This is a genomic window from Streptomyces puniciscabiei, assembly GCF_006715785.1.
GTDB lineage: Bacteria > Actinomycetota > Actinomycetes > Streptomycetales > Streptomycetaceae > Streptomyces > Streptomyces puniciscabiei.
On the sequence record NZ_VFNX01000001.1, the window covers coordinates 2,557,961 to 2,576,815 of the forward strand.

General features: G+C 70.7%; 18 protein-coding genes. 4 read left to right on the forward strand and 14 right to left on the reverse strand.

Features of this window, described 5'->3' with window-relative positions:
• Positions 1-173: 173 nt before the first annotated feature.
• Positions 174-1,166, forward strand: coding sequence for a phospholipase D-like domain-containing protein (locus FB563_RS11635; RefSeq protein ID WP_055706404.1), 993 nt, complete (start codon positions 174-176; stop codon positions 1,164-1,166).
• An 18-nt stretch (positions 1,167-1,184) separates the two neighbouring features.
• Here the strand turns inward: FB563_RS11635 and FB563_RS11640 are convergent, their stop codons facing one another.
• The 6 genes from FB563_RS11640 to FB563_RS11665 form a co-directional block, all read right to left on the reverse strand.
• Positions 1,185-1,886 (reverse strand): hypothetical protein, encoded by a 702-nt coding sequence (locus tag FB563_RS11640; RefSeq protein ID WP_142218624.1) that lies wholly within the window; start codon positions 1,884-1,886, stop codon positions 1,185-1,187.
• Between the two features lie 204 nt (positions 1,887-2,090).
• Entirely contained in the window at positions 2,091-3,803 is a 1,713-nt protein-coding gene (locus FB563_RS11645) for a bifunctional uroporphyrinogen-III C-methyltransferase/uroporphyrinogen-III synthase (protein WP_055706406.1), read from the reverse strand.
• Positions 3,800-4,774 (reverse strand): hydroxymethylbilane synthase, encoded by a 975-nt coding sequence (gene hemC / locus FB563_RS11650; protein WP_055706407.1) that lies wholly within the window; start codon positions 4,772-4,774, stop codon positions 3,800-3,802. Before hemC ends, FB563_RS11645 begins: the two co-directional genes overlap by 4 nt.
• Positions 4,771-6,456, reverse strand: a complete 1,686-nt coding sequence (locus FB563_RS11655) for a glutamyl-tRNA reductase (protein ID WP_055706408.1) — start codon at positions 6,454-6,456, stop codon at positions 4,771-4,773. Before FB563_RS11655 ends, hemC begins: the two co-directional genes overlap by 4 nt.
• Entirely contained in the window at positions 6,453-7,241 is a 789-nt protein-coding gene (locus FB563_RS11660; protein WP_055706409.1) for a redox-sensing transcriptional repressor Rex, read from the reverse strand. Before FB563_RS11660 ends, FB563_RS11655 begins: the two co-directional genes overlap by 4 nt.
• Before the next feature lie 280 nt (positions 7,242-7,521).
• Entirely contained in the window at positions 7,522-7,803 is a 282-nt protein-coding gene (locus FB563_RS11665) for a glutaredoxin family protein (RefSeq protein ID WP_055706410.1), read from the reverse strand.
• A 126-nt stretch (positions 7,804-7,929) separates the two neighbouring features.
• On the opposite strand from FB563_RS11665, the gene FB563_RS11670 reads away from it, so the two are divergent.
• From FB563_RS11670 to FB563_RS11680, 3 genes are all read left to right on the forward strand, one after another.
• On the forward strand, positions 7,930-8,850 hold the full coding sequence (locus FB563_RS11670) for an HAD family hydrolase (RefSeq protein ID WP_079048787.1): 921 nt from the start codon (positions 7,930-7,932) through the stop codon (positions 8,848-8,850).
• A 451-nt stretch (positions 8,851-9,301) separates the two neighbouring features.
• Positions 9,302-10,081, forward strand: coding sequence for an ECF subfamily RNA polymerase sigma factor, BldN family (locus tag FB563_RS11675; protein WP_055706412.1), 780 nt, complete (start codon positions 9,302-9,304; stop codon positions 10,079-10,081).
• A 235-nt stretch (positions 10,082-10,316) separates the two neighbouring features.
• The gene (locus FB563_RS11680; protein ID WP_142218625.1) at positions 10,317-11,549 is read left to right on the forward strand and encodes a DUF5667 domain-containing protein; all 1,233 of its coding nucleotides are present in this window, start codon (positions 10,317-10,319) and stop codon (positions 11,547-11,549) included.
• Between the two features lie 215 nt (positions 11,550-11,764).
• Here FB563_RS11680 and FB563_RS11685 read toward each other — a convergent pair whose 3' ends face one another.
• The 8 genes from FB563_RS11685 to FB563_RS11720 all read right to left on the reverse strand — a co-directional run bounded on the left by FB563_RS11685 (position 11,765) and on the right by FB563_RS11720 (position 18,788).
• Positions 11,765-12,850, reverse strand: a complete 1,086-nt coding sequence (locus FB563_RS11685) for a lysophospholipid acyltransferase family protein (protein WP_055709593.1) — start codon at positions 12,848-12,850, stop codon at positions 11,765-11,767.
• A gap of 14 nt (positions 12,851-12,864) precedes the next feature.
• Complete coding sequence (locus FB563_RS11690) at positions 12,865-13,935, reverse strand: NAD-dependent epimerase/dehydratase family protein (protein ID WP_055709594.1); 1,071 nt, start codon at positions 13,933-13,935, stop codon at positions 12,865-12,867.
• A 218-nt stretch (positions 13,936-14,153) separates the two neighbouring features.
• Positions 14,154-14,252 carry a 30S ribosomal protein bS22 gene (locus tag FB563_RS11695; protein WP_003948845.1) on the reverse strand — a complete coding sequence of 33 codons (99 nt, stop codon included), beginning with the start codon at positions 14,250-14,252 and terminating at the stop codon, positions 14,154-14,156.
• Between the two features lie 147 nt (positions 14,253-14,399).
• A complete protein-coding gene (locus FB563_RS11700) occupies positions 14,400-14,612 on the reverse strand; it encodes a helix-turn-helix domain-containing protein (RefSeq protein ID WP_159045602.1) in 213 nt (70 codons plus the stop codon).
• Positions 14,613-14,741: 129 nt separating this feature from the next.
• Positions 14,742-15,557, reverse strand: coding sequence for a phosphatase (locus FB563_RS11705; RefSeq protein ID WP_055709596.1), 816 nt, complete (start codon positions 15,555-15,557; stop codon positions 14,742-14,744).
• A 153-nt stretch (positions 15,558-15,710) separates the two neighbouring features.
• Positions 15,711-16,883: an acetoin utilization protein AcuC gene (locus FB563_RS11710; protein WP_142218626.1), complete on the reverse strand. Its 1,173-nt coding sequence runs from the start codon at positions 16,881-16,883 to the stop codon at positions 15,711-15,713.
• Positions 16,834-18,045 (reverse strand): MFS transporter, encoded by a 1,212-nt coding sequence (locus FB563_RS11715; protein WP_142218627.1) that lies wholly within the window; start codon positions 18,043-18,045, stop codon positions 16,834-16,836. Before FB563_RS11715 ends, FB563_RS11710 begins: the two co-directional genes overlap by 50 nt.
• A gap of 23 nt (positions 18,046-18,068) precedes the next feature.
• Complete coding sequence (locus FB563_RS11720) at positions 18,069-18,788, reverse strand: VC0807 family protein (RefSeq protein ID WP_055710067.1); 720 nt, start codon at positions 18,786-18,788, stop codon at positions 18,069-18,071.
• Positions 18,789-18,855: the final 67 nt, after the last annotated feature.

Below are 18,855 nucleotides of genomic sequence, written 5' to 3' on the forward strand. Positions count from 1 at the left end.
ACAGGCGGCCCACAGCGAGCCCATTCACGGGCAAACCGGCGCCGTCATACGAAGTCTTTGCGCTCTCCTGGCGATCCCTGGATCCGCGTGCCTCCCGGGTGTTCTACGCGCGTGGTGTCATGCCCGCGCCACCCCTCCTCGCCGTGCACCACCCGTGAACCCAGGAGTCACGCATGCTGCGGAAGGTCCTCACCCGCGCGGCCATCGCCCTGACCGCCGGCGCCGCCGTCGTCGCCACGGCCGTCCCCGCGAACGCCGCGAGCTACTCGGCGTTCGCCTTCTCCCAGACCGGCAGCCAGCCCACGATCTACGACTTCATCAACTCGGCCACCAGCACGCTCGACATGACCATGTACGAGCTGGAGGACACCACGGCCGTCAACGACCTCATAGCCCTGAAGAACAAGGGCGTCACGGTCCGCGTCATCCTCGACCGTCAGCACCAGAGCGCCAACAACTCGGCGTACACGTCGCTGAAGAACGCGGGCATAGGCGTGGTCTGGTCGTCCTCCGCCTACGTCTACACCCACCAGAAGACGATCACCGTCGACGGCGTCAAGTCCCTGGTCATGACCGGCAACCTGACGGCGCAGTACTACACGACCAGCCGCGACTACGGGGTCTTCACCGACGACACGCGCGACGTCGCCTCCATCGAGAAGGTGTTCAACGCCGACTACACGGCGACCTCGATCACCCCCACCGACGGCGACCACCTGCTGTGGTCCCCCACCGACTCCCGCAACCGCCTGGTGTCCTTCATCAACTCCGCGACCAAGAGCCTGGACGTGGAGGAGCTGGAGTTCAGCGACAGCACGGTGGTCAACGCGATCGTGGCCCGCGCCAAGGCCGGCGTGAAGGTCCGCGTGGTCCTGGAGAATCCTTCCAGCTACTCCACCGAGGTCTCCGCCGTCAAGGCCGCCGGCGGCACGGTCGTCGGCTACTCCGACCCCAACGGCTTCTACATCCACGCCAAGGCCATGGTCGCGGACTACGGCCTGTCCACCCAGGAGGTCGAGGCCGGCTCCATGAACATCAGCAGCAACTCCCTGAGCAACAACCGCGAGCTGGGCATCATCCTCACCGGCACGGGCGTGGCCCAGCCGGTGGCCCAGACGATCGAGACGACGTTCAACAGCGACTACGCGGGCGGCACGGGGGCCTGACCGAACAGCGGCCGGCGGTCATCCCTCGCCGAACTCGCTGAGCACACGATCGGCGAGCTGGCCCCGGTCGCTGTCGCGCGGCATCCGGGAGCGGAACTCCTCCAACCGGCGAACAACGCCGAGCGGAACGTGCTCCGCTCCCATCTCCTCCACCACCCTGCCGACCACGCGCAGCCCCCAGTACTGGTTGAAGGAGAGCGGTTCAGCGGTCACCACGTCGACCAGCGCGTCCAGCAGCTCCCGTTCGGGCAGCGCGTACAGGCGCGCGTAGGCCGCGAGCCGCAACCCGGCGTCCTGCGAGCGCAGCAGCGTCTCGGCGTCGAACTCCCGCACCCGCTGCGTCGCTCGTACCAGGCGGGCGAAGATCTGGTCCATCCGGTGGGTGCGCGCCGGACCGCTGGGCAGCTCATCGCGTACCTTCACATAATCGGCCGCCAGTTCCCGGACCGCGCCCAACGCGGCTGTGTCGTCCACTGCGCCGCCGCCCGGTTCATCACCCACGAGAGCCGCGTTCGCCGTCCGCTGGGCCGCCTCCAGCTGGCGCCGCATGTCCTGAAACTCGATCCTCACGAACCCTGGCACGTCGATACTGCGGACCAGATCCCCGAGCCACGGCACCGCTGCCACCGCCAGCAGCGCGACCGTGACACCGTCGATCTTCAGCCCAGGTGCCAGGACATGCAGCACAGCGGCCGTGACCCCGAAGCATGTCAACGCCACCGCCGCAGCACGCCGCCGTAGCCAGCGGGCCGCACGTCGTCGTTCTCCCCCACCCATGCCGGTCAGCATCGCAGACGCGCAGTGACGAAGAAGGTGATTCGATCAGGACTGCGCCGAGGTGGCAACCATCCCCGAGCACGCTTCCTGCCGTACGCCCCCGACCACTGAGCGTGCGGGTGCCCTGGACAGGGCACCCGCCGCACCTCACGTCGTGGACCGCCGCCTGCGCGCCCCCGGCCGCCGCTCACTGGGCCGCGTCACCGGGTCCCCCGCCTCCAGCGCGGCAGCACGCCGCTTCATGCCGAAGTCGGCCAGCGCCTCCGCCAGCTTGTGCACGGACGGCTCGGGCGCCATGACGTCCACCCGCAGGCCGTGTTCCTCGGCCGTCTTCGCCGTGGCCGGGCCGATGCACGCGATCACCGTCACGTTGTGCGGCTTGCCCGCGATGCCGACCAGGTTGCGCACCGTGGACGACGACGTGAAGAGAACGGCGTCGAAGCCGCCGCCCTTGATCGCCTCGCGGGTCTCGGCCGGCGGCGGCGAGGCGCGCACGGTCCGGTAGGCCGTGACGTCGTCCACCTCCCAGCCGAGCTCGATCAGGCCGGCGACCAGCGTCTCCGTGGCGATGTCGGCACGGGGCAGGAAGACACGGTCGATCGGGTCGAACACCGGGTCGTACGGCGGCCAGTCCTCCAGCAGACCCGCGGCCGACTGCTCGCCGCTGGGCACCAGGTCCGGCTTCACGCCGAAGGCCACCAGCGCCTTCGCGGTCTGCTCGCCCACCGCAGCCACCTTGATACCCGCAAAAGCCCGAGCATCAAGGCCGTACTCCTCGAACTTCTCCCGGACCGCCTTCACCGCGTTGACCGAGGTGAACGCGATCCACTCGTAGCGGCCGGTCACCAGGCCCTTGACCGCGCGCTCCATCTGCTGCGGGGTGCGCGGGGGCTCCACCGCGATCGTCGGGACCTCGTGCGGCACGGCGCCGTAGGACCGCAGCTGGTCGGAGAGCGACGCCGCCTGCTCCTTCGTGCGCGGCACGAGCACCTTCCAGCCGAACAGCGGCTTGGACTCGAACCACGACAACTGGTCGCGCCGGGCGGCGGCGCTGCGCTCGCCGACCACGGCTATCACCGGCCGGCCGCCGTCGGGGGACGGCAGGACCTTCGCCTGCTTCAGGGTCTGCGCGATCGTGCCGAGCGTCGCCGTCCAGGTGCGCTGGCGGGTCGTCGTACCGGCGATCGTGACCGACAGGGGGGTGTCGGGCTTGCGGCCCGCCGAGACCAGCTCGCCCGCCGCGGCGGCCACCGAGTCCAGCGTCGTCGAGACGACGACCGTGCCGTCCGACGCGCCCACCTCGGTCCAGCAGCGGTCCGAGGCCGTACGGGCGTCCACGAACCGGACGTCCGCGCCCTCGGCGTCCCGCAGCGGCACACCGGCGTACGCGGGCACGCCGACCGCCGCCGCGACACCGGGGACGACCTCGAAGGGCACCCCGGCGGCCGCGCAGGCGAGCATTTCCTCGGCCGCGTACGTATCAAGTCCCGGGTCGCCGGACACCGCACGGACGACCCGCCTGCCGCCCCGCGCAGCCTCCATGACAAGATGAGCGGCATCCCGGGCAGCGGCCGGGACAGCGGCGGGTGTTGACGTGCCGTCAACGACCGTCAGCTGGGGCGTGCCCGTGCCCGGCGGCGAGACCGAAGAAGGGTCTGCGTCCGTGCGGACCACGGAGACGCCCTGTCGGGCGTGCGTCCGGATCACGTCGAGCACCTCGTGCTCGGCGATCAGGACGTCCGCGCTCGACAGCGCCTCCACGGCGCGCAGAGTCAGCAGTCCCGGATCTCCGGGTCCGGCACCGAGGAAGGTGACGTGCCCGTGCTCAGGACCGGCGGCAGGAAGGGCGGTGGGGCTCAATGTGCTCGCTCCCCCATCAGACCGGCCGCGCCCTGGGCGAGCATCTCGGTGGCGAGTTCGCGACCGAGTGCCCACGCCTGGTCGTGCGTCTGGGGCACGGGACCGGTGGTGGACAGCTGCACCATGCGGGTGCCGTCGGTCGTGCCGACGACGCCCCGCAGGCGCATTTCCTTGACAAACTGCCCGTCGGCCAGCAGGTCGGCCAGCGCGCCCACGGGGGCGCTGCAACCGGCCTCCAGGGCGGCGAGCAGTGACCGTTCGGCGGTCACGGCGGCCCGCGTGAACGGGTCGTCGAGTTCGCCGAGTGCCGCGATCAGGTCCGCGTTGCCCGCGGCACACTCGATCGCCAGGGCCCCCTGGCCGGGGGCGGGCAGAACTGTGTCGACCGACAGGAAGTCGGTCACCTCGTCGATCCGGCCGATCCGGTTCAGTCCGGCGGCGGCCAGGACGACCGCGTCGAGTTCGCCGTCCCGGACGTACCGGATGCGGGTGTCGACGTTGCCGCGTATCGGGACCGTCTCTATGTCCAGGCCGTGGGCGCGGGCGTACGCGTTCAGCTGCGCCATGCGGCGCGGCGCACCGGTGCCGATGCGCGCAACCCCCTTCGGGGAAGACGCAGCCAGGTCCGTGAACTTCAGCGCGTCCCGGGCGACGATCACGTCCCGCGGGTCCTCGCGCTCCGGTACGGCGGCCAGGACCAGCTCCTCCGGCTGCGCGGTCGGCAGGTCCTTGAGCGAATGAACCGCGAAGTCGACCTCGCCCCTCAGCAGCGCGTCGCGCAGCGCCGTGACGAACACGCCGGTGCCGCCGATCTGCGCGAGGGCCTCGCGGGAGACATCGCCGTACGTGGTGATCTCGACCAGCTCGACGGGCCGCCCGGTCACCCGGCGGACGGCCTCCGCCACCTGCCCGGACTGGGCCAGGGCGAGCTTGCTCCGCCTGGTGCCCAGCCTCAGTGGATTCTCACTCATGCCGGTCGGTCCTTCTCGTCTGTGCTGTCCCCGGCCCGGGAGACGGCGGCGACCGTCTCGGGGTCGAGGTCGAACAGGGTGCGCAGCGCGTCCGCGTACCCGGCGCCGCCGGGCTCGGCCGCGAGCTGCTTGACCCGTACGGTCGGCGCGTGCAGCAGCTTGTCGACGACCCGGTGCACGGCCTGGCGGATCTCGCCGCGCTGGCGTTCGTCCAGGTCGGGCAGGCGGCCGTCGAGCCGCGCGATCTCACTGGCGACGACGTCGGCGGCCATGGTGCGCAACGCGACCACGGTCGGCGTGATGTGCGCCGCCCGCTGTGCCGCGCCGAAGGCCGCGACCTCGTCGGAGACGATACGCCGGACCAGGTCCACGTCGGCCGCCATCGGCGCGTCGGCGGAGGCCTCGGCGAGGGACTCGATGTCCACCAGGCGTACCCCGGCCAGCCGGTGCACGGCCGCGTCGATGTCCCGGGGCATCGCCAGGTCGAGCAGGAAGAAGAAGGGCGCCGGGCGCTCGGCCTGCGGCTGCGGCCTGCGCCGCTCGGGGATCCGGCCCACGGCCGCGGCGGTCGCGGCGAGCGCGGTGATCAGCTCGGCGTCCGCCTCGGGGGTACGGCGCTCCCGGCGGTCGATCGTTCCTCCGGCGACCCAGGCCGCGTGCTGCTCCAGGGTGGCCGCGTCCATGCCGGCGACGGCGGCCTCGCCCATGAGGGAGAAGCCGGGCTGTACGGCGGCCAGGTCCAGCGGGCAGTTCTCGTCGCTGCCGGCGGCCGGCAGGGCGGTGCCGGCGGCCTTCGGGGCCGTACGACCGCTGTCGGCGATCTCGGCGACGGGCGCGCCGGTGCGGCCCTCGACCGCCTGCGCGACCGCCGCGGCCGTGAGCACCAGGCCTGTCGCCCCGGTACAGGAGACGACGACGTCGGCACGTGTCAGCTCGCCCGGCACGGCGTCCATCCGTACCGCGCGGGCGGTCACCGCGTTGTCGTCGGCCTCGGTGAGTATCTGGGCGAGCCGCTCGGCGCGGTCGAAGGTGCGGTTGGCGACGACGACCTCGGCGACCCCGGCCCGCGCCAGCGTGGCGGCGGCCAGCGAGGACATCGACCCGGCGCCGATGACCAGCGCCTTCTTGCCCCGGGCCCAGTCCTCGACGGCTGCGCCGACCGCCAGCTGCTCCAGTCCGAAGGTGACCAGGGACTGCCCGGCGCGGTCGATGCCGGTCTCGGAGTGGGCGCGCTTGCCGACCCTGAGGGCCTGCTGGAACAGGTCGTTCAGGAGCCTGCCGGCGGTGTGCAGCTCCTGCGCCCGGGCCAGGGAGTCCTTGATCTGGCCGAGGATCTGCCCCTCGCCGACGACCATCGAGTCCAGGCCGCAGGCCACCGAGAACAGGTGGTGGACGGCCCGGTCCTCGTAGTGCACGTAGAGATAGGGGGTGAGCTCCTCCAGGCCGACACCGCTGTGCTGGGCGAGCAGTGTGGACAGCTCGGCCACACCGGCGTGGAACTTGTCCACGTCGGCGTACAGCTCGATGCGGTTGCAGGTGGCGAGCACCGCGGCCTCGGTGGCGGGTTCGGCGGCGACCGTGTCCTGCAGCAGCTTGCTCTGGGCGTCCGTGCTCAGCGCGGCCCGCTCCAGCACGCTGACCGGTGCGCTGCGGTGGCTCAGCCCGACGACGAGGAGACTCATGCCGGCATCACGGCGGGTACGTCCCCGTCGGGCCCCTGGTCTGCGGAATCCTCGCCGGTCACGCCGCGGGGAGCGGTCGCGGGCAGCGCGCCGTCGCCCGCCGCGGTCTCCAGGGGGGTCTCCTCGCCGGCCTTGCGCTGTTCGTGGAAGGCGAGGATCTGGAGTTCGATCGACAGGTCGACCTTGCGCACGTCGACGCCGTCCGGGACGGACAGCACGGTCGGCGCGAAGTTCAGGATGGAGGTGACCCCGGCGGCCACGAGCCGGTCGCAGACCTGCTGGGCGGCACCGGCGGGCGTGGCGATGACGCCGATGGAGACGCCGTTGTCCTTGATGATCTTCTCGAGGTCGTCGGTGTGCTGCACCGGGATACCGGCCACGGGCTTCCCGGCCATGGCGGGATCGGCGTCGATCAGCGCGGCCACGCGGAAGCCGCGGGAGGCGAACCCGCCGTAATTGGCCAGGGCGGCGCCGAGGTTACCGATACCGACGATGACAACCGGCCAGTCCTGGGTCAGGCCGAGTTCACGGGAGATCTGGTAGACGAGATACTCCACGTCGTAGCCGACACCGCGCGTTCCGTAGGAGCCCAGGTACGAGAAGTCCTTGCGCAGCTTGGCGGAGTTGACCCCCGCCGCGGCCGCGAGCTCCTCGGAGGAGACCGTGGGTACCGAGCGCTCCGACAGCGCGGTCAGGGCTCGGAGGTACAGCGGAAGCCTGGCGACGGTGGCCTCGGGAATCCCTCGGCTACGGGTCGCCGGTCGGTGTGTTCGGCCAGTTGCCACGGTGCTCCTGCGGGTAGAGCGGGGCTGCGGGCGGTCATACGTCCCCAGACCGCCCCGTCGACAGCAGGCTATGTCTTTGTGAACGCGTGCACAAAGATGGTGTCCGATTTGCCCGGCAGAAGTGACCGGGGTCACGCACCTTCCACGCCCTCGACGGGAACCGGCGCATACGCACCGACGTTCCTTCGTTACTGGGGGCAAAACCGCACACTCTCCTCACGAATCCCGCCCCCGAGATCAGTCCGCCGTCGATCCTAAGCGACGTTCCGACCGGTTTGGACTAGTCGGTCAGTGCCCGGCGCAGCCGCTCCTCGTTCACGCGCCAGAAGGTGTGCTGTTCACCGTCGATCAGTACGACCGGGATCTGCTCCCAGTACTGGTCGTGCAGGGCCCGGTCCTCGGTGATGTCCTTCTGCTCCCAGGACACGCCCAGCTCCCCGCAGACCTTCTCGACGACGACCTGCGCGTCGTCGCACAGATGGCAGCCGGGCTTGCGGATCAGCGTGACCTGCCGGTCACGGGGGTCGGTCGGGTCGGCCTTGCGCCGGAAAAGAGGACTCATACCGGCCATTCTCGCGCGCGCCGCGCCCGCTTCCGATCAGGTCTTTAACGGCTCGGTCGCGGAGAGTTCACACACACCCAACCTCTGAACTCCGGAAGCACCGAACAAACTGGCTATGCTCACGACATGGCCGCTCTCGGATGGCTCGCTCCCCGTAGGCGCTCCGCCACGGCACGCAGCGTATTGGCAGGCGAGGCCTCGGCGGAGGCTGCCCGCAAGTCCTCGCAGGAGGCCCCGCAGGTCGCCGACCGGGAACCGGAGTTCCCCGTCATCGGCGACGAGAAGGCGGCTGCCTTCTTCGACCTCGACAACACCGTCATGCAGGGCGCCGCACTGTTCCACTTCGGCCGGGGCCTGTACAAGCGGAAGTTCTTCGAGACGCGCGACCTCGCCAGGTTCGCCTGGCAGCAGGCGTGGTTCCGGCTGGCCGGCGTCGAGGACCCCGAGCACATGCAGGACGCCCGCGACTCGGCGCTGTCGATCGTCAAGGGCCACCGGGTCGCCGAGCTCGAGTCGATCGGCGAGGAGATCTACGACGAGTACATGGCCGACCGCATCTGGCCCGGCACCCGTGCCCTGGCCCAGGCCCACCTGGACGCCGGGCAGAAGGTGTGGCTGGTCACCGCCGCCCCGGTGGAGATCGCCCAGGTGATCGCCCGCCGCCTGGGCCTCACCGGCGCGCTCGGCACGGTCGCGGAGTCGGTGGACGGCGTCTACACCGGCAAGCTGGTCGGCGAGCCCCTGCACGGCCCGGCGAAGGCGGAGGCGGTCCGCGCCCTGGCCGCGGCGGAGGGCCTCGACCTCTCCCGCTGCGCGGCCTACAGCGACAGCCACAACGACATCCCGATGCTGTCCCTCGTCGGCCACCCCTACGCCATCAACCCCGACGCCAAGCTGCGCAGGCACGCCCGGGAGAAGGACTGGCGCCTGCGGGACTACCGCACGGGCCGCAAGGCGGCGAAGGTGGGCATTCCGGCGGCGGCCGGGGTGGGTGCGGTTGCCGGTGGCACAGCGGCCGCCATTGCCCTGAGCCGACGCCGGCGATAGCCCCGCGCTGCGGCGGCCGATCGCCGTGGCGCCGCAGCCCGTCACCCGGCCACGGCCCGTGGCGGGCTGGTCGCGCCCACGCGGCGGAGCCGCATATCGAACAGCCCGCGCCCCTAGGGGGTTGCAGTGGCCGCACCCGCATCCGCGCCGTGGCTGCGGGCCCCCGCCCCACCACAGGGCCGCGCGCCCGTGATTATGCCGCGGCCATTTCAACACGCCCTGTACCTCACCGAAACCGGCCAGATTCCGGTCAACAAGCGATCAAAGTGCGGAACTTGATGAGGCGTCATTCGATAACAGAAGCGACGCAATCGATGATTTGAGCAACTCGGTGTAGCAGTGCCTGCACGAAGCGTTATTCTCCTCAGACGCAAACCGGTACCCCTCCGTCGCTACGACGGGTGAACGGTCCCGCACTGCACGTGATGGAAGCTCTGCCTCTGGGAGTCCCGTGTACCCACACGTCGGGGTTGACGCCTCGGGCCTGGCTACGCTGCGCGCAACAGTCGCAACGGTCAAACTGACGCTGCGCGGCCTCGTCCCCACCGCGTACGCCGTCCCCGCCCTAGCCACCGCCGCGCCCGTCGGCCCGTGCTACGCACTGGCCGAGAGCAGCGCGGCCGTCGGCAGACGAGGGCGCTCCGCCGGCGCCACCACCGCCCGCCGTCCGGCCGCGGACAGCGACAGCGCCCGGATGATGGACCTGGTCGAGCGCGCCCAGGCCGGCGAGGCCGAGGCCTTCGGCCGGCTGTACGACCAGTACAGCGACACGGTGTACCGGTACATCTACTACCGCGTCGGCGGCCGGGCCACGGCCGAGGACCTCACCAGTGAGACCTTTCTGCGGGCGCTGCGCAGGATCGGCACGTTCACCTGGCAGGGCCGCGACTTCGGCGCCTGGCTGGTCACGATCGCCCGCAACCTGGTCGCCGACCACTTCAAGTCCAGCCGCTTCCGGCTGGAGGTCACCACCGGCGAGATGCTCGACGCCAACGAGGTCGAGCGCTCCCCGGAGGACTCCGTCCTGGAGTCCCTGTCGAACGCCGCGCTACTGGACGCCGTGCGCCGGCTCAACCCGCAGCAGCAGGAGTGCGTGACCCTCCGCTTCCTCCAGGGCCTCTCCGTCGCCGAAACCGCCCGCGTCATGGGCAAGAACGAGGGCGCCATCAAGACCCTCCAGTACCGCGCCGTACGCACACTCGCCCGTCTGCTCCCGGACGACGCCCGCTGAACCGGGCGACTCTCGGCAACACCCAACTCACGCTCCGTGAAGGCGCGTTGCCTTTACGATCCGGGCCTCCGCCGTCCGTAACCCAAGTGCCGCGCCAGTCGTTGTGCGGGATACAGGCTCCCTGTGGTCACGTCCTGGCCGACCCTGATCACTCGATCGTGTGAAGTGGTCGCGGGCGTGCAACCCTCAGGACCCCCTGGGGAGTCGACCGTCATGACGAGAGGAGGTGCCGCCAGTGATCGCGAACGTATCGGCGCACCGGCGGGCGAACGCCTTCGCCCAGGCCCTGGAAGAACAGTCCGACCGGGACACGGCGGCCGAGCAGTCCGCAGACCCGGCGGGTTTCCCGCCGACCGCCGAGGAACAGACCGAGCAGGGCGAGCTGCTGGCCCTGGCCGCGGATCTCGGCGCGCTGCCCAAGCCGCACCTCGACCCCGAGGTCAAGGTCGTGCAGCGGGCCCAGCTGGTGGCCGCGATGGAGGCCATGCTCCAGGAGGGCACGGGGGCGGCGGACGCGTCGGTACCGGAACAGCGTTCCTCCCGGTCACGGGGCGCGCACCGGGCGAGCCCGCTGGGCAAGCTCCGACCGCGCTCCCGGCTGACCAAGGGGCTCGCGGCGGGCGGGCTCAGCGTGGGCGTGGCCGCGGGAGCCTTCGGCGGAGTCGCCGCCGCCAGCTCGGACGCCCTGCCCGGTGACTCCCTCTACGGCCTCAAACGCGGCATCGAGGACTTCAAGCTCAACTACCTGACCAACGGCGACGACCAGCGCGGCCAGACCTACCTCGACCAGGCCTCCACCCGGCTCAGCGAGGCCCGCCGGCTGATGGAGCGAGGCCGTGGCGGACACCTCGACCACGAGTCCATCAGCGAGATCCGGCGCACGCTCTCCGGCATGCGGCAGGACGTCACCGAGGGCCACCGCCTGCTCCACGAGGCCTACGAGGCCGACCCCCAGTCGCTCGGTCCCATCCAGGCCCTGTCCACGTTCTCCCGCGCGCACCGCGAGGTGTGGACGGCGCTGAGCCACAAGCTGCCCGTACAGCTCGGAGACGTCAAACAACAGGTCTCGTCGGTGTTCGACGCCATAGACCAAGAGGTCGCCCCGCTGCAGTCCCTGCTCCCGCAGTCACCCGCCCAGGGCGGCGACGGCAAGCGGCAGGGCTCCGGCTCGGCATCCTCCGGCTCCTCCGGGGGCCACCGGTCGTCGGCGCCCAGCTCCTCCGGCAGCACCCCGTCCTCCGGCAAGCACGCACGCTCCGGCGACCCGAGCGGTTCGGCCACCGGCAGCAGCGGCATGGGTCTCATCGGCGGCGACACGGGCGGACTGCTGGAGCCACCGAAGACCGGCACCGGCAGCAGTACCCCGCCCACCAGCAAGTCCCCGACCCCCGCCCCCGACGTCACCCTCCCCCCGCTCCTCCCCGGCCTCCTGCCGGGCCTCGGCATCGAGGGCGAGGAGACGCACTAGCGGCGATACGGCCACGACAGTGTGGGGGGCGCCCTTCCCGAGCGGGGCGCCCCCCACACTGCGGGTCGGCACCTTCCCGGGCGCGGAGTCACGGGCGGCCGGATGGGAAAGCCGAGGCAGGACAAGCGCCGGGCCCCCGAACGACACCGAGTCGGCAGCTTCCCCCCGCGGCACCCTCGCAGCCGACCGAGTCGGGCGGGTGGGTGGGCAAGGAATCAGAAGAACACCGACCGCCGCTGCACCAACAGCTTGTACAGCGTGTGCTGAATCTGCTCCCGCACCTGATCGGTCAGGTTGAACATCAGCATCGGATCCTCCGCCGCCTCCGCCGGATACCCGTCCGTCGGAATCGGCTCCCCGAACTGGATCGTCCACTTCGTCGGCAGCGGAATCGCGCCCAGCGGGCCGAGCCAGGGGAACGTCGGTGTCAGCGGGAAGTACGGGAAGCCCAGCACCCGCGCCAGCGTCTTCGCGTTGCCGATCATCGGGTAGATCTCCTCCGCCCCCACGATCGAGCACGGAATGATCGGCGCCCCCTGCCGCAGCGCGGTCGACACGAACCCGCCCCGCCCGAACCGCTGCAGCTTGTACCGCTCGCTGAAAGGTTTCCCGATGCCCTTGAAGCCCTCCGGCATCACCCCGACCAGCTCACCCTGGGCCAGCAGCCGCTCGGCGTCCTCCGCGCAGGCCAGGGTGTGCCCCAGCTTGCGGGCCAGCTCGTTGACCACCGGCAGCACGAAGACCAAGTCGGCCGCCAGCAGCCGTAGATGACGGTCGGCCGGGTGCTGGTCGTGCACCGCGACCTGCATCATCAGCCCGTCCAGCGGCAGCGTCCCGGAATGGTTGGCGACGATCAGCGCCCCGCCCTTCGCCGGGACGTTCTCGATGCCCTTCACCTCGACCCGGAAGTACTTCTCGTACACCGGCCGCAGCAGCGACATCAGGACCTGGTCGGTCAGCTCCTCGTCGTAACCGAAGTCGTCGACGTCGTACTCCCCGGTGAGCCGGCGCCGCAGAAAGGCCAGCCCGGCCGCCACACGCCGCTCCAGGCCGCTGCCGGGCCCGCCGGTACCCGGCCGCTCAAGCGGCTCCTGCGGCTTCTTCTCGCGGCTCACAGGCCCATCTTCCCGCGCCCGCGCCCGCCCGGGCAGGGGCTGGACCTCACCCATCTCCCCGGACCCGGTCCCGGACTCGCCGAGACCGCCGCGCCGGCTGCCCGTGCCGCGGCGCCGCGCCGGGCGCTGTGCGGCGCTCCCGCGGGACCGGTCGTCGTCGAACGGAATGACCTTGGCGTCCGCCATTGTTGCCGCTCTCCTCAGTTGGCGCTGTCGGCGCTGTGCGTCGTGGGCCGGTCGCCGCCCCCCGCGGCGAGCGCGGCGATCCGGTCGACGGCCCCCGCGAGGACCTCCGGCGGCACAAGACCGGGGCCCTGGACGCGCGCGAAGTCCGCGAACGTCTCCGCCGTGGTGTACCTGGGCGTGAAGCCCAGCGTCTCGCGCATCTGGGCGGTGTCCACCACTCGCCCGTGCGTGAGCAGCCGGATCTGCTCCGGCGAGAAGTCCGTCATACCGAGCGTACGCACCAGCGAACCCGCCCAGGTGACCGCCGGCAGCAGCAGCGGCACGGTGGGCCGCCCGAGCCGCCGGGAGCACTGCGAGAGCAGCAGCACCCCGTCCCCGGCGATGTTGAACGTGCCGCTGTTGAGGGTGCCCCGGCGCGGCTCGTGCGAGGCGATCCTGAGCACCTCCACGACGTCGTCCTCGTGCACGAACTGCAGCCGCGGGTCGTAGCCGAACACGGTCGGCAGGACGGGCAGCGCGAAGTAGGAGGCGAGCGGGGTGTCGGCGGCCGGACCGAGGATGTTGGCGAACCGCAGCACGCACACGGCGACGTCCGGCCGCCGCCGGGCGAACCCTCGCACGTATCCCTCGACCTCGACGGCGTCCTTCGCGAAGCCGCCGCTCGGCAGCGACTTGGGCGGGGTCGTCTCGGTGAAGACGGCCGGATCCCGCGGTGCGGAGCCGTACACGTTGGTGCTGGACTTCACCACCAGCCGCTTCACGGCCGGCGACTTCTGGCACGCGCCGAGCAGCTGCATGGTGCCGATGACGTTGGTCTCCTTGACCGTGGCCCGGTTGCCGCTGCCCAGTGCCGTGCCGGTCACGTCCATGTGGACGACCGTGTCGGCGCCCGTCTCGGCGAGCACCCGCGCGATCGTGGGCTGCCGGATGTCGGTCTGGATGAAGTCCGCGCCGCCCAGATGGTGCGCCGGCGGCACCGCGTCCACGGCGATCACCCGGTCGACATCCGGATCCCGCTGGATCCGCCGTACGAACCGGCCGCCCAGTTGCCGGGCGACTCCGGTGACGAGCACGACCTTCCCCAAGATCAGCGCCTTCCCTCGTACGTGATGCGTACGGCCAACCTAGCGGGTCGATGTTGCGCTGTGATGACCACCCGATGCACGAAGTGACGGAAATTCACTCATCGGAATACGCAGGGTACGACCGTGACAGGTGCCTGGATACGCCTGTGGCCCCCCAGCAGTACCTCAGTACCGATGGGAGGCCACAGATACGCGCTGACACGCTCTCGCGGCGCCGCTTACTTCTTGTTGCGACGCTGAACGCGCGTGCGCTTGAGCAGCTTGCGGTGCTTCTTCTTGGCCATCCGCTTGCGCCGCTTCTTGATAACAGAGCCCACGACTACCCTCGCTCACTTCTCATCACTCGGTTGTTTGGGCGCCATGGGCCCACACGACCTACGAGGGGCTAGCCTACCCAACCGAGCGCCAAGGTCGTAATCGAGGGGGGTACCCGGGGTCACCCGGGGGTCACCCTGGGGTTGCCGTCAGGCTGTCTCCACCCCCACATAGCTGTCACGGAGGTACTCGTGTACCGCTTGCTCCGGGACACGGAACGACCGCCCGACCCGGATCGCGGGCAGATGACCGCTGTGCACCAGGCGGTACACGGTCATCTTCGACACTCGCATCACCGAGGCGACCTCCGCCACGGTAAGGAACACGACCTCGTTCAGAGGCCTCTCGTCAGCTGCAGCCATGACACACCTGAACCTTCCGCACTCGACGGCCACCGGCTTCCCCTTCCGGTGACTCTTCGTCGTTGCGTGCTCACTCCCCAATGTAGGGGCGGGTGATGCAAGTGGGGAAGAGGTGCACCCATCGCAGGCCTACTGTGACAGACACGCTCGTTTGAGTACGTAGCGGATGAGCGGCCGGTAGTACTCGGACCGCACGGCGTCATCAACCGGAACGACGACGGACACGCGCCCCTCCGCCTCCCCCACGAACAGCGCCGGATCGTCCGTGTCGGCCAGCCCGATGGCCTCGAACCCCAGCTGACCAGCACCGCAGACCCACCCGTGATCCCCCACGACCAACTCGGGCAACGGTCCTCCGTCCTCCGCCGCGGCCTCCAGCACGACCCGAACCGGCAGCGGCGAATGACTGTGCACGCCGGGCTCACAACCGGGGCGCCCACCGTCGGCTTTCCGCACCAACCCGACTCCTCGTGCGTAGTCCAGTGCACACGTACGTAGACCGAACCGGGTCAATATGTCGACACAGCGACCCTGCGCGGGGGTGAGCACGTCACACCCCGCCGCCGAGAGGGCGTCCGCCAAGCCTGCGTAGAACCCGAGCAGCCGCTGCGGATGCCCGGTCCCGAACAACACGGGCGCGCCACGCCTGGCCACCTCCCGGATCCTGCCCGCGAAGGCATCCAACCCGGCCAGCGTCCGCTCCGGATCGATCACGTCCGGTCCCGAAGTGTGCCGGGGATCGCCCGACACCCCGCACCTCTCCGCCATCAGCTCGAGCAACTCCGGCTGCCCCCAGGCCCCTTCGGGATCGATCCCGATCAACGCCCGAGGATCCCGGGCCGCGAACAGCCGATAACTCCGCAGACTGTCCTCCCGGGAGGTCCCCACCACCCCGGCGAGCCCAACAGCCAGCAGATGCGCGCGCAGAGCCCCGCCGGTCGACATGGGTGCGATGGTGACGCATGGGGGACACGGACGGCGGGAAATCCGGAAAAATGGGCACGGTTGGCCTAAACGCCCGCACAGCCCACGGGCGACCGGGTGGCCGCCCGGCCGCCGCGACCGGGTGGACGCGGCGACGGGTCGGGGCGGATCTCGTCAGGGGAGGAGCCCCCGCAACGGAAACACCGCCCGACGGGTGGCCCGTACCGCCTGGTCCAGGCGATCCGCGGGGTCGTAGCCCGACTCCCACGACGCCCAACTCACCGGCCACCGCCCGTCGGTCATCCGCTGCGGCCCGAGCTGCCGGGTCCGGGCGAACACGTCCTGCCGCCATGCCTCGGGAATCATCGTCTCCGGCGCCACCGGCCTGCCGGCCGCGATCCCCACCAGATGCGTCCACGACCGCGGCACGACGTCGACAACGGCGTACCCACCGCCGCCGAGCGCGACCCACTTCCCCGCGGCGTACTCGTGTGCCAGCTCATGACACGCCACCTGCACGGCCCGCTGCGCGTCCAGCGACACGGCGAGATGCGCCAGCGGATCCTCGAAGTGGGTGTCCGCCCCGTGCTGCGTCACGAGCACCTGCGGCCGGAACTCCGCGAGCAACTCCGGCACCACGGCGTGAAAGGCCCGCAGCCAGCCCGCGTCCCCGGTCCCCGCCGGCAGCGCCACGTTCACCGCGGCCCCCTCCCCCGCCCCGGCCCCGGTCTCCTCCGGCCACCCGGTCTGCGGGAACAACGTACGGGGGTGCTCGTGCAGCGAGATCGTCAGAACCCGCGGATCCTCCCAGAACGCCGCCTGCACCCCGTCCCCGTGATGCACGTCGACGTCCACGTACGCGACCCGCTCGGCCCCCAGCTCCAGCAACCGGGCGATGGCCAGCGAGGCGTCGTTGTACACGCAGAACCCCGACGCGGCCCCGGGCATCGCGTGATGCAGTCCGCCCGCGAAGTTCACGGCGTGCTCGGCATCCCCCCGCCACACCGCCTCCGCCGCCCCCACCGACTGTCCGGCGATCAGCGCGGACACCTCGTGCATCCCGGCGAACGCCGGATCGTCGAGGGTGCCGAGCCCGTACGACACGTCCGCCGCCGCCGGATCCGCCGACGCGGCCTTCACCGCGTCGATGTAGTCCTCCCGGTGGACCAGCCGCAGCGTCGACTCCCCGGCCGGCTTGGCCGCGACGACCTCCATCTCCCGGTCGAGCCCGAAGGCACCCACCAGCTTCCGGGTCAGTGCCAGCCGGACCGGATCCATCGGATGGTCCGGGCCGAAGTCATAGCCCGTTACTGCCTCGTCCCACATCAGCTGTGCGCGGCCGCTCATGCCCGCCACCGTATCGGTCCGGTTGAGCCGCGAACGACCTGGCGTACACCAACGTCACCAGCACCAACACCATCGGCACGAGCATGGCCCCCCGATAGCTCCAGGCATCGCCCAGCGCCCCCACCAAGGGCGAACCGATCAGAAAACCGACGTAATTAAAAATATTCAGGCGCGCGATGGCCGCATCCGAAGAGCCCGGGAACAGCCGCCCCGCCGCCGCGAACGTCTGCGGCACCAGCACGCACAACCCCAGCCCCAGCATCGTGAACCCGAGCATCCCGACCCACGCGCCGGGCGCCGAGGCCACCACCGCGAACCCGCCGGCCCCCACCAGCGTCCCGAGCCGTACGACCGCCACGGCCCCGAACCGCCGCACCCCGAGGTCCCCGATGGCCCGCCCCAGCAGCGTCGTCACCATGTACACGTTGTACGGCACCGTCGCCAGCTGCTCCGAGCTGCCCAGCACGTCCTTCAGGTACTTCGCGCTCCAGTTGGAGACGGTCGAGTCCCCGATGTAGGCGAAGGTCATCACCAGACACAGCGGCAGCAGCAGCTTGAAGACGACACCGGCGCCCTGGCCCTGTTCCTCCCCGACGGGTGCCGGATCCCCGTCGACGTACCACCCGCTCCCCACCAGCGTCGCCGGCAACAGCACGGCCACCACCGGCAGGTACGACACCCACAGCGCGAGATGCCAGTGCGCCCCGACCCACGCCAGCGAAGCGCCCAGGATCCCGCCCAGGCTGTACGCGGCATGGAAGCTGAGGATGATGCTGCGCCCGTACGACCGCTGCAGGCTCACCCCGAGCATGTTCATCGAGGCGTCCAGCGCGCCCACCGCCAGCCCGAAGGCGCCCAGCGCCACCGCCAGTTCCGCGATGTGCCCGCCCGCGCCCGCGCCGAGCAGCGCCAGCAGCACGACCGGCTGGGACCAGCGCAGCAGCCGGCTGGGCCGTACCCGCTTCACCAGCTGCTCGGTGGTCACACTGCCGACCCCGGCGAGGATCGGCACGGCGGCCAGGAAAACCGGCAGCAGCGCGTCGGAGACGCCGTACCGGTCCTGGATGGCCGGGATCCGCGTCACCAGCAGGGCGAAGGTGGCGCCCTGGGCGAAGAAGCCGAACGCCAGCGAGGCCCTACCGCGCCGCAGCACATCAGTCATGGCGGCGAGCGTAGGGCCCCGGGCTACCTGTGGGTAGATCCAGCCAAAGATGAATTTCCTTCAGCTTTACTGTCTTCGGTCTCGTCGGCCTCGGTCTCAGCCTCGGCGGCGAGCATCTTCTCCATCGGCTCGACGGCAAGGCCACCGCTGACGACGAACGCGACCGCCATGAAGCCGATCAGGAAGACGGTGCTGAGCCACACCATCGTGTCCACGGGGAGGGTGTACGCACCCAGGACCCGGCTGACGCACTCCAGGAGCAGTGCCCCACCCCAAACCGAGGAGAAGACCCGCTCCTTGCGCCGGAAGGCCGTGGACCGGACGGACTGCCCGGAGAGCAGCCGCTGCCAGGCCGCCTCCTTGGCCATGTCCCCCTTCACCAGGAACGGCTTCATACCGGCGGTCATCATCGGCTTCCCCAGCCACACGGACACCAGGATGCCGATACCGACGGTGCTGCTGACCGCGCCGTCCTTGGCGAGCATCAGCCGCGGGTCGCCGGAGACGAAACTCAGCAGCAGCGAGACGACATTGACGACCAGGATGAGCCCGGCCAGCCCGTTGGTCCGCCGCTCCTTCACCAGGCCCCACACGGTCCGCACCGCCGGCACCACACTGCTCCAGGCGAGCGCCGCGAAGGTGCTCATCCCGAAGGCGTCCTTGAAGAGGTAGTACGACCCGAGCGGCACCGCCACGTCCAGGAGCAGCGGCTTGAAGTTGTGGATCCCCGTGTTCTCCGTCATGCCCTCAGCTTCGCCGCCACAGGGGGTCCGCGAGTAGAAACGATCGTCCGGACGTCCGCGTGACAAT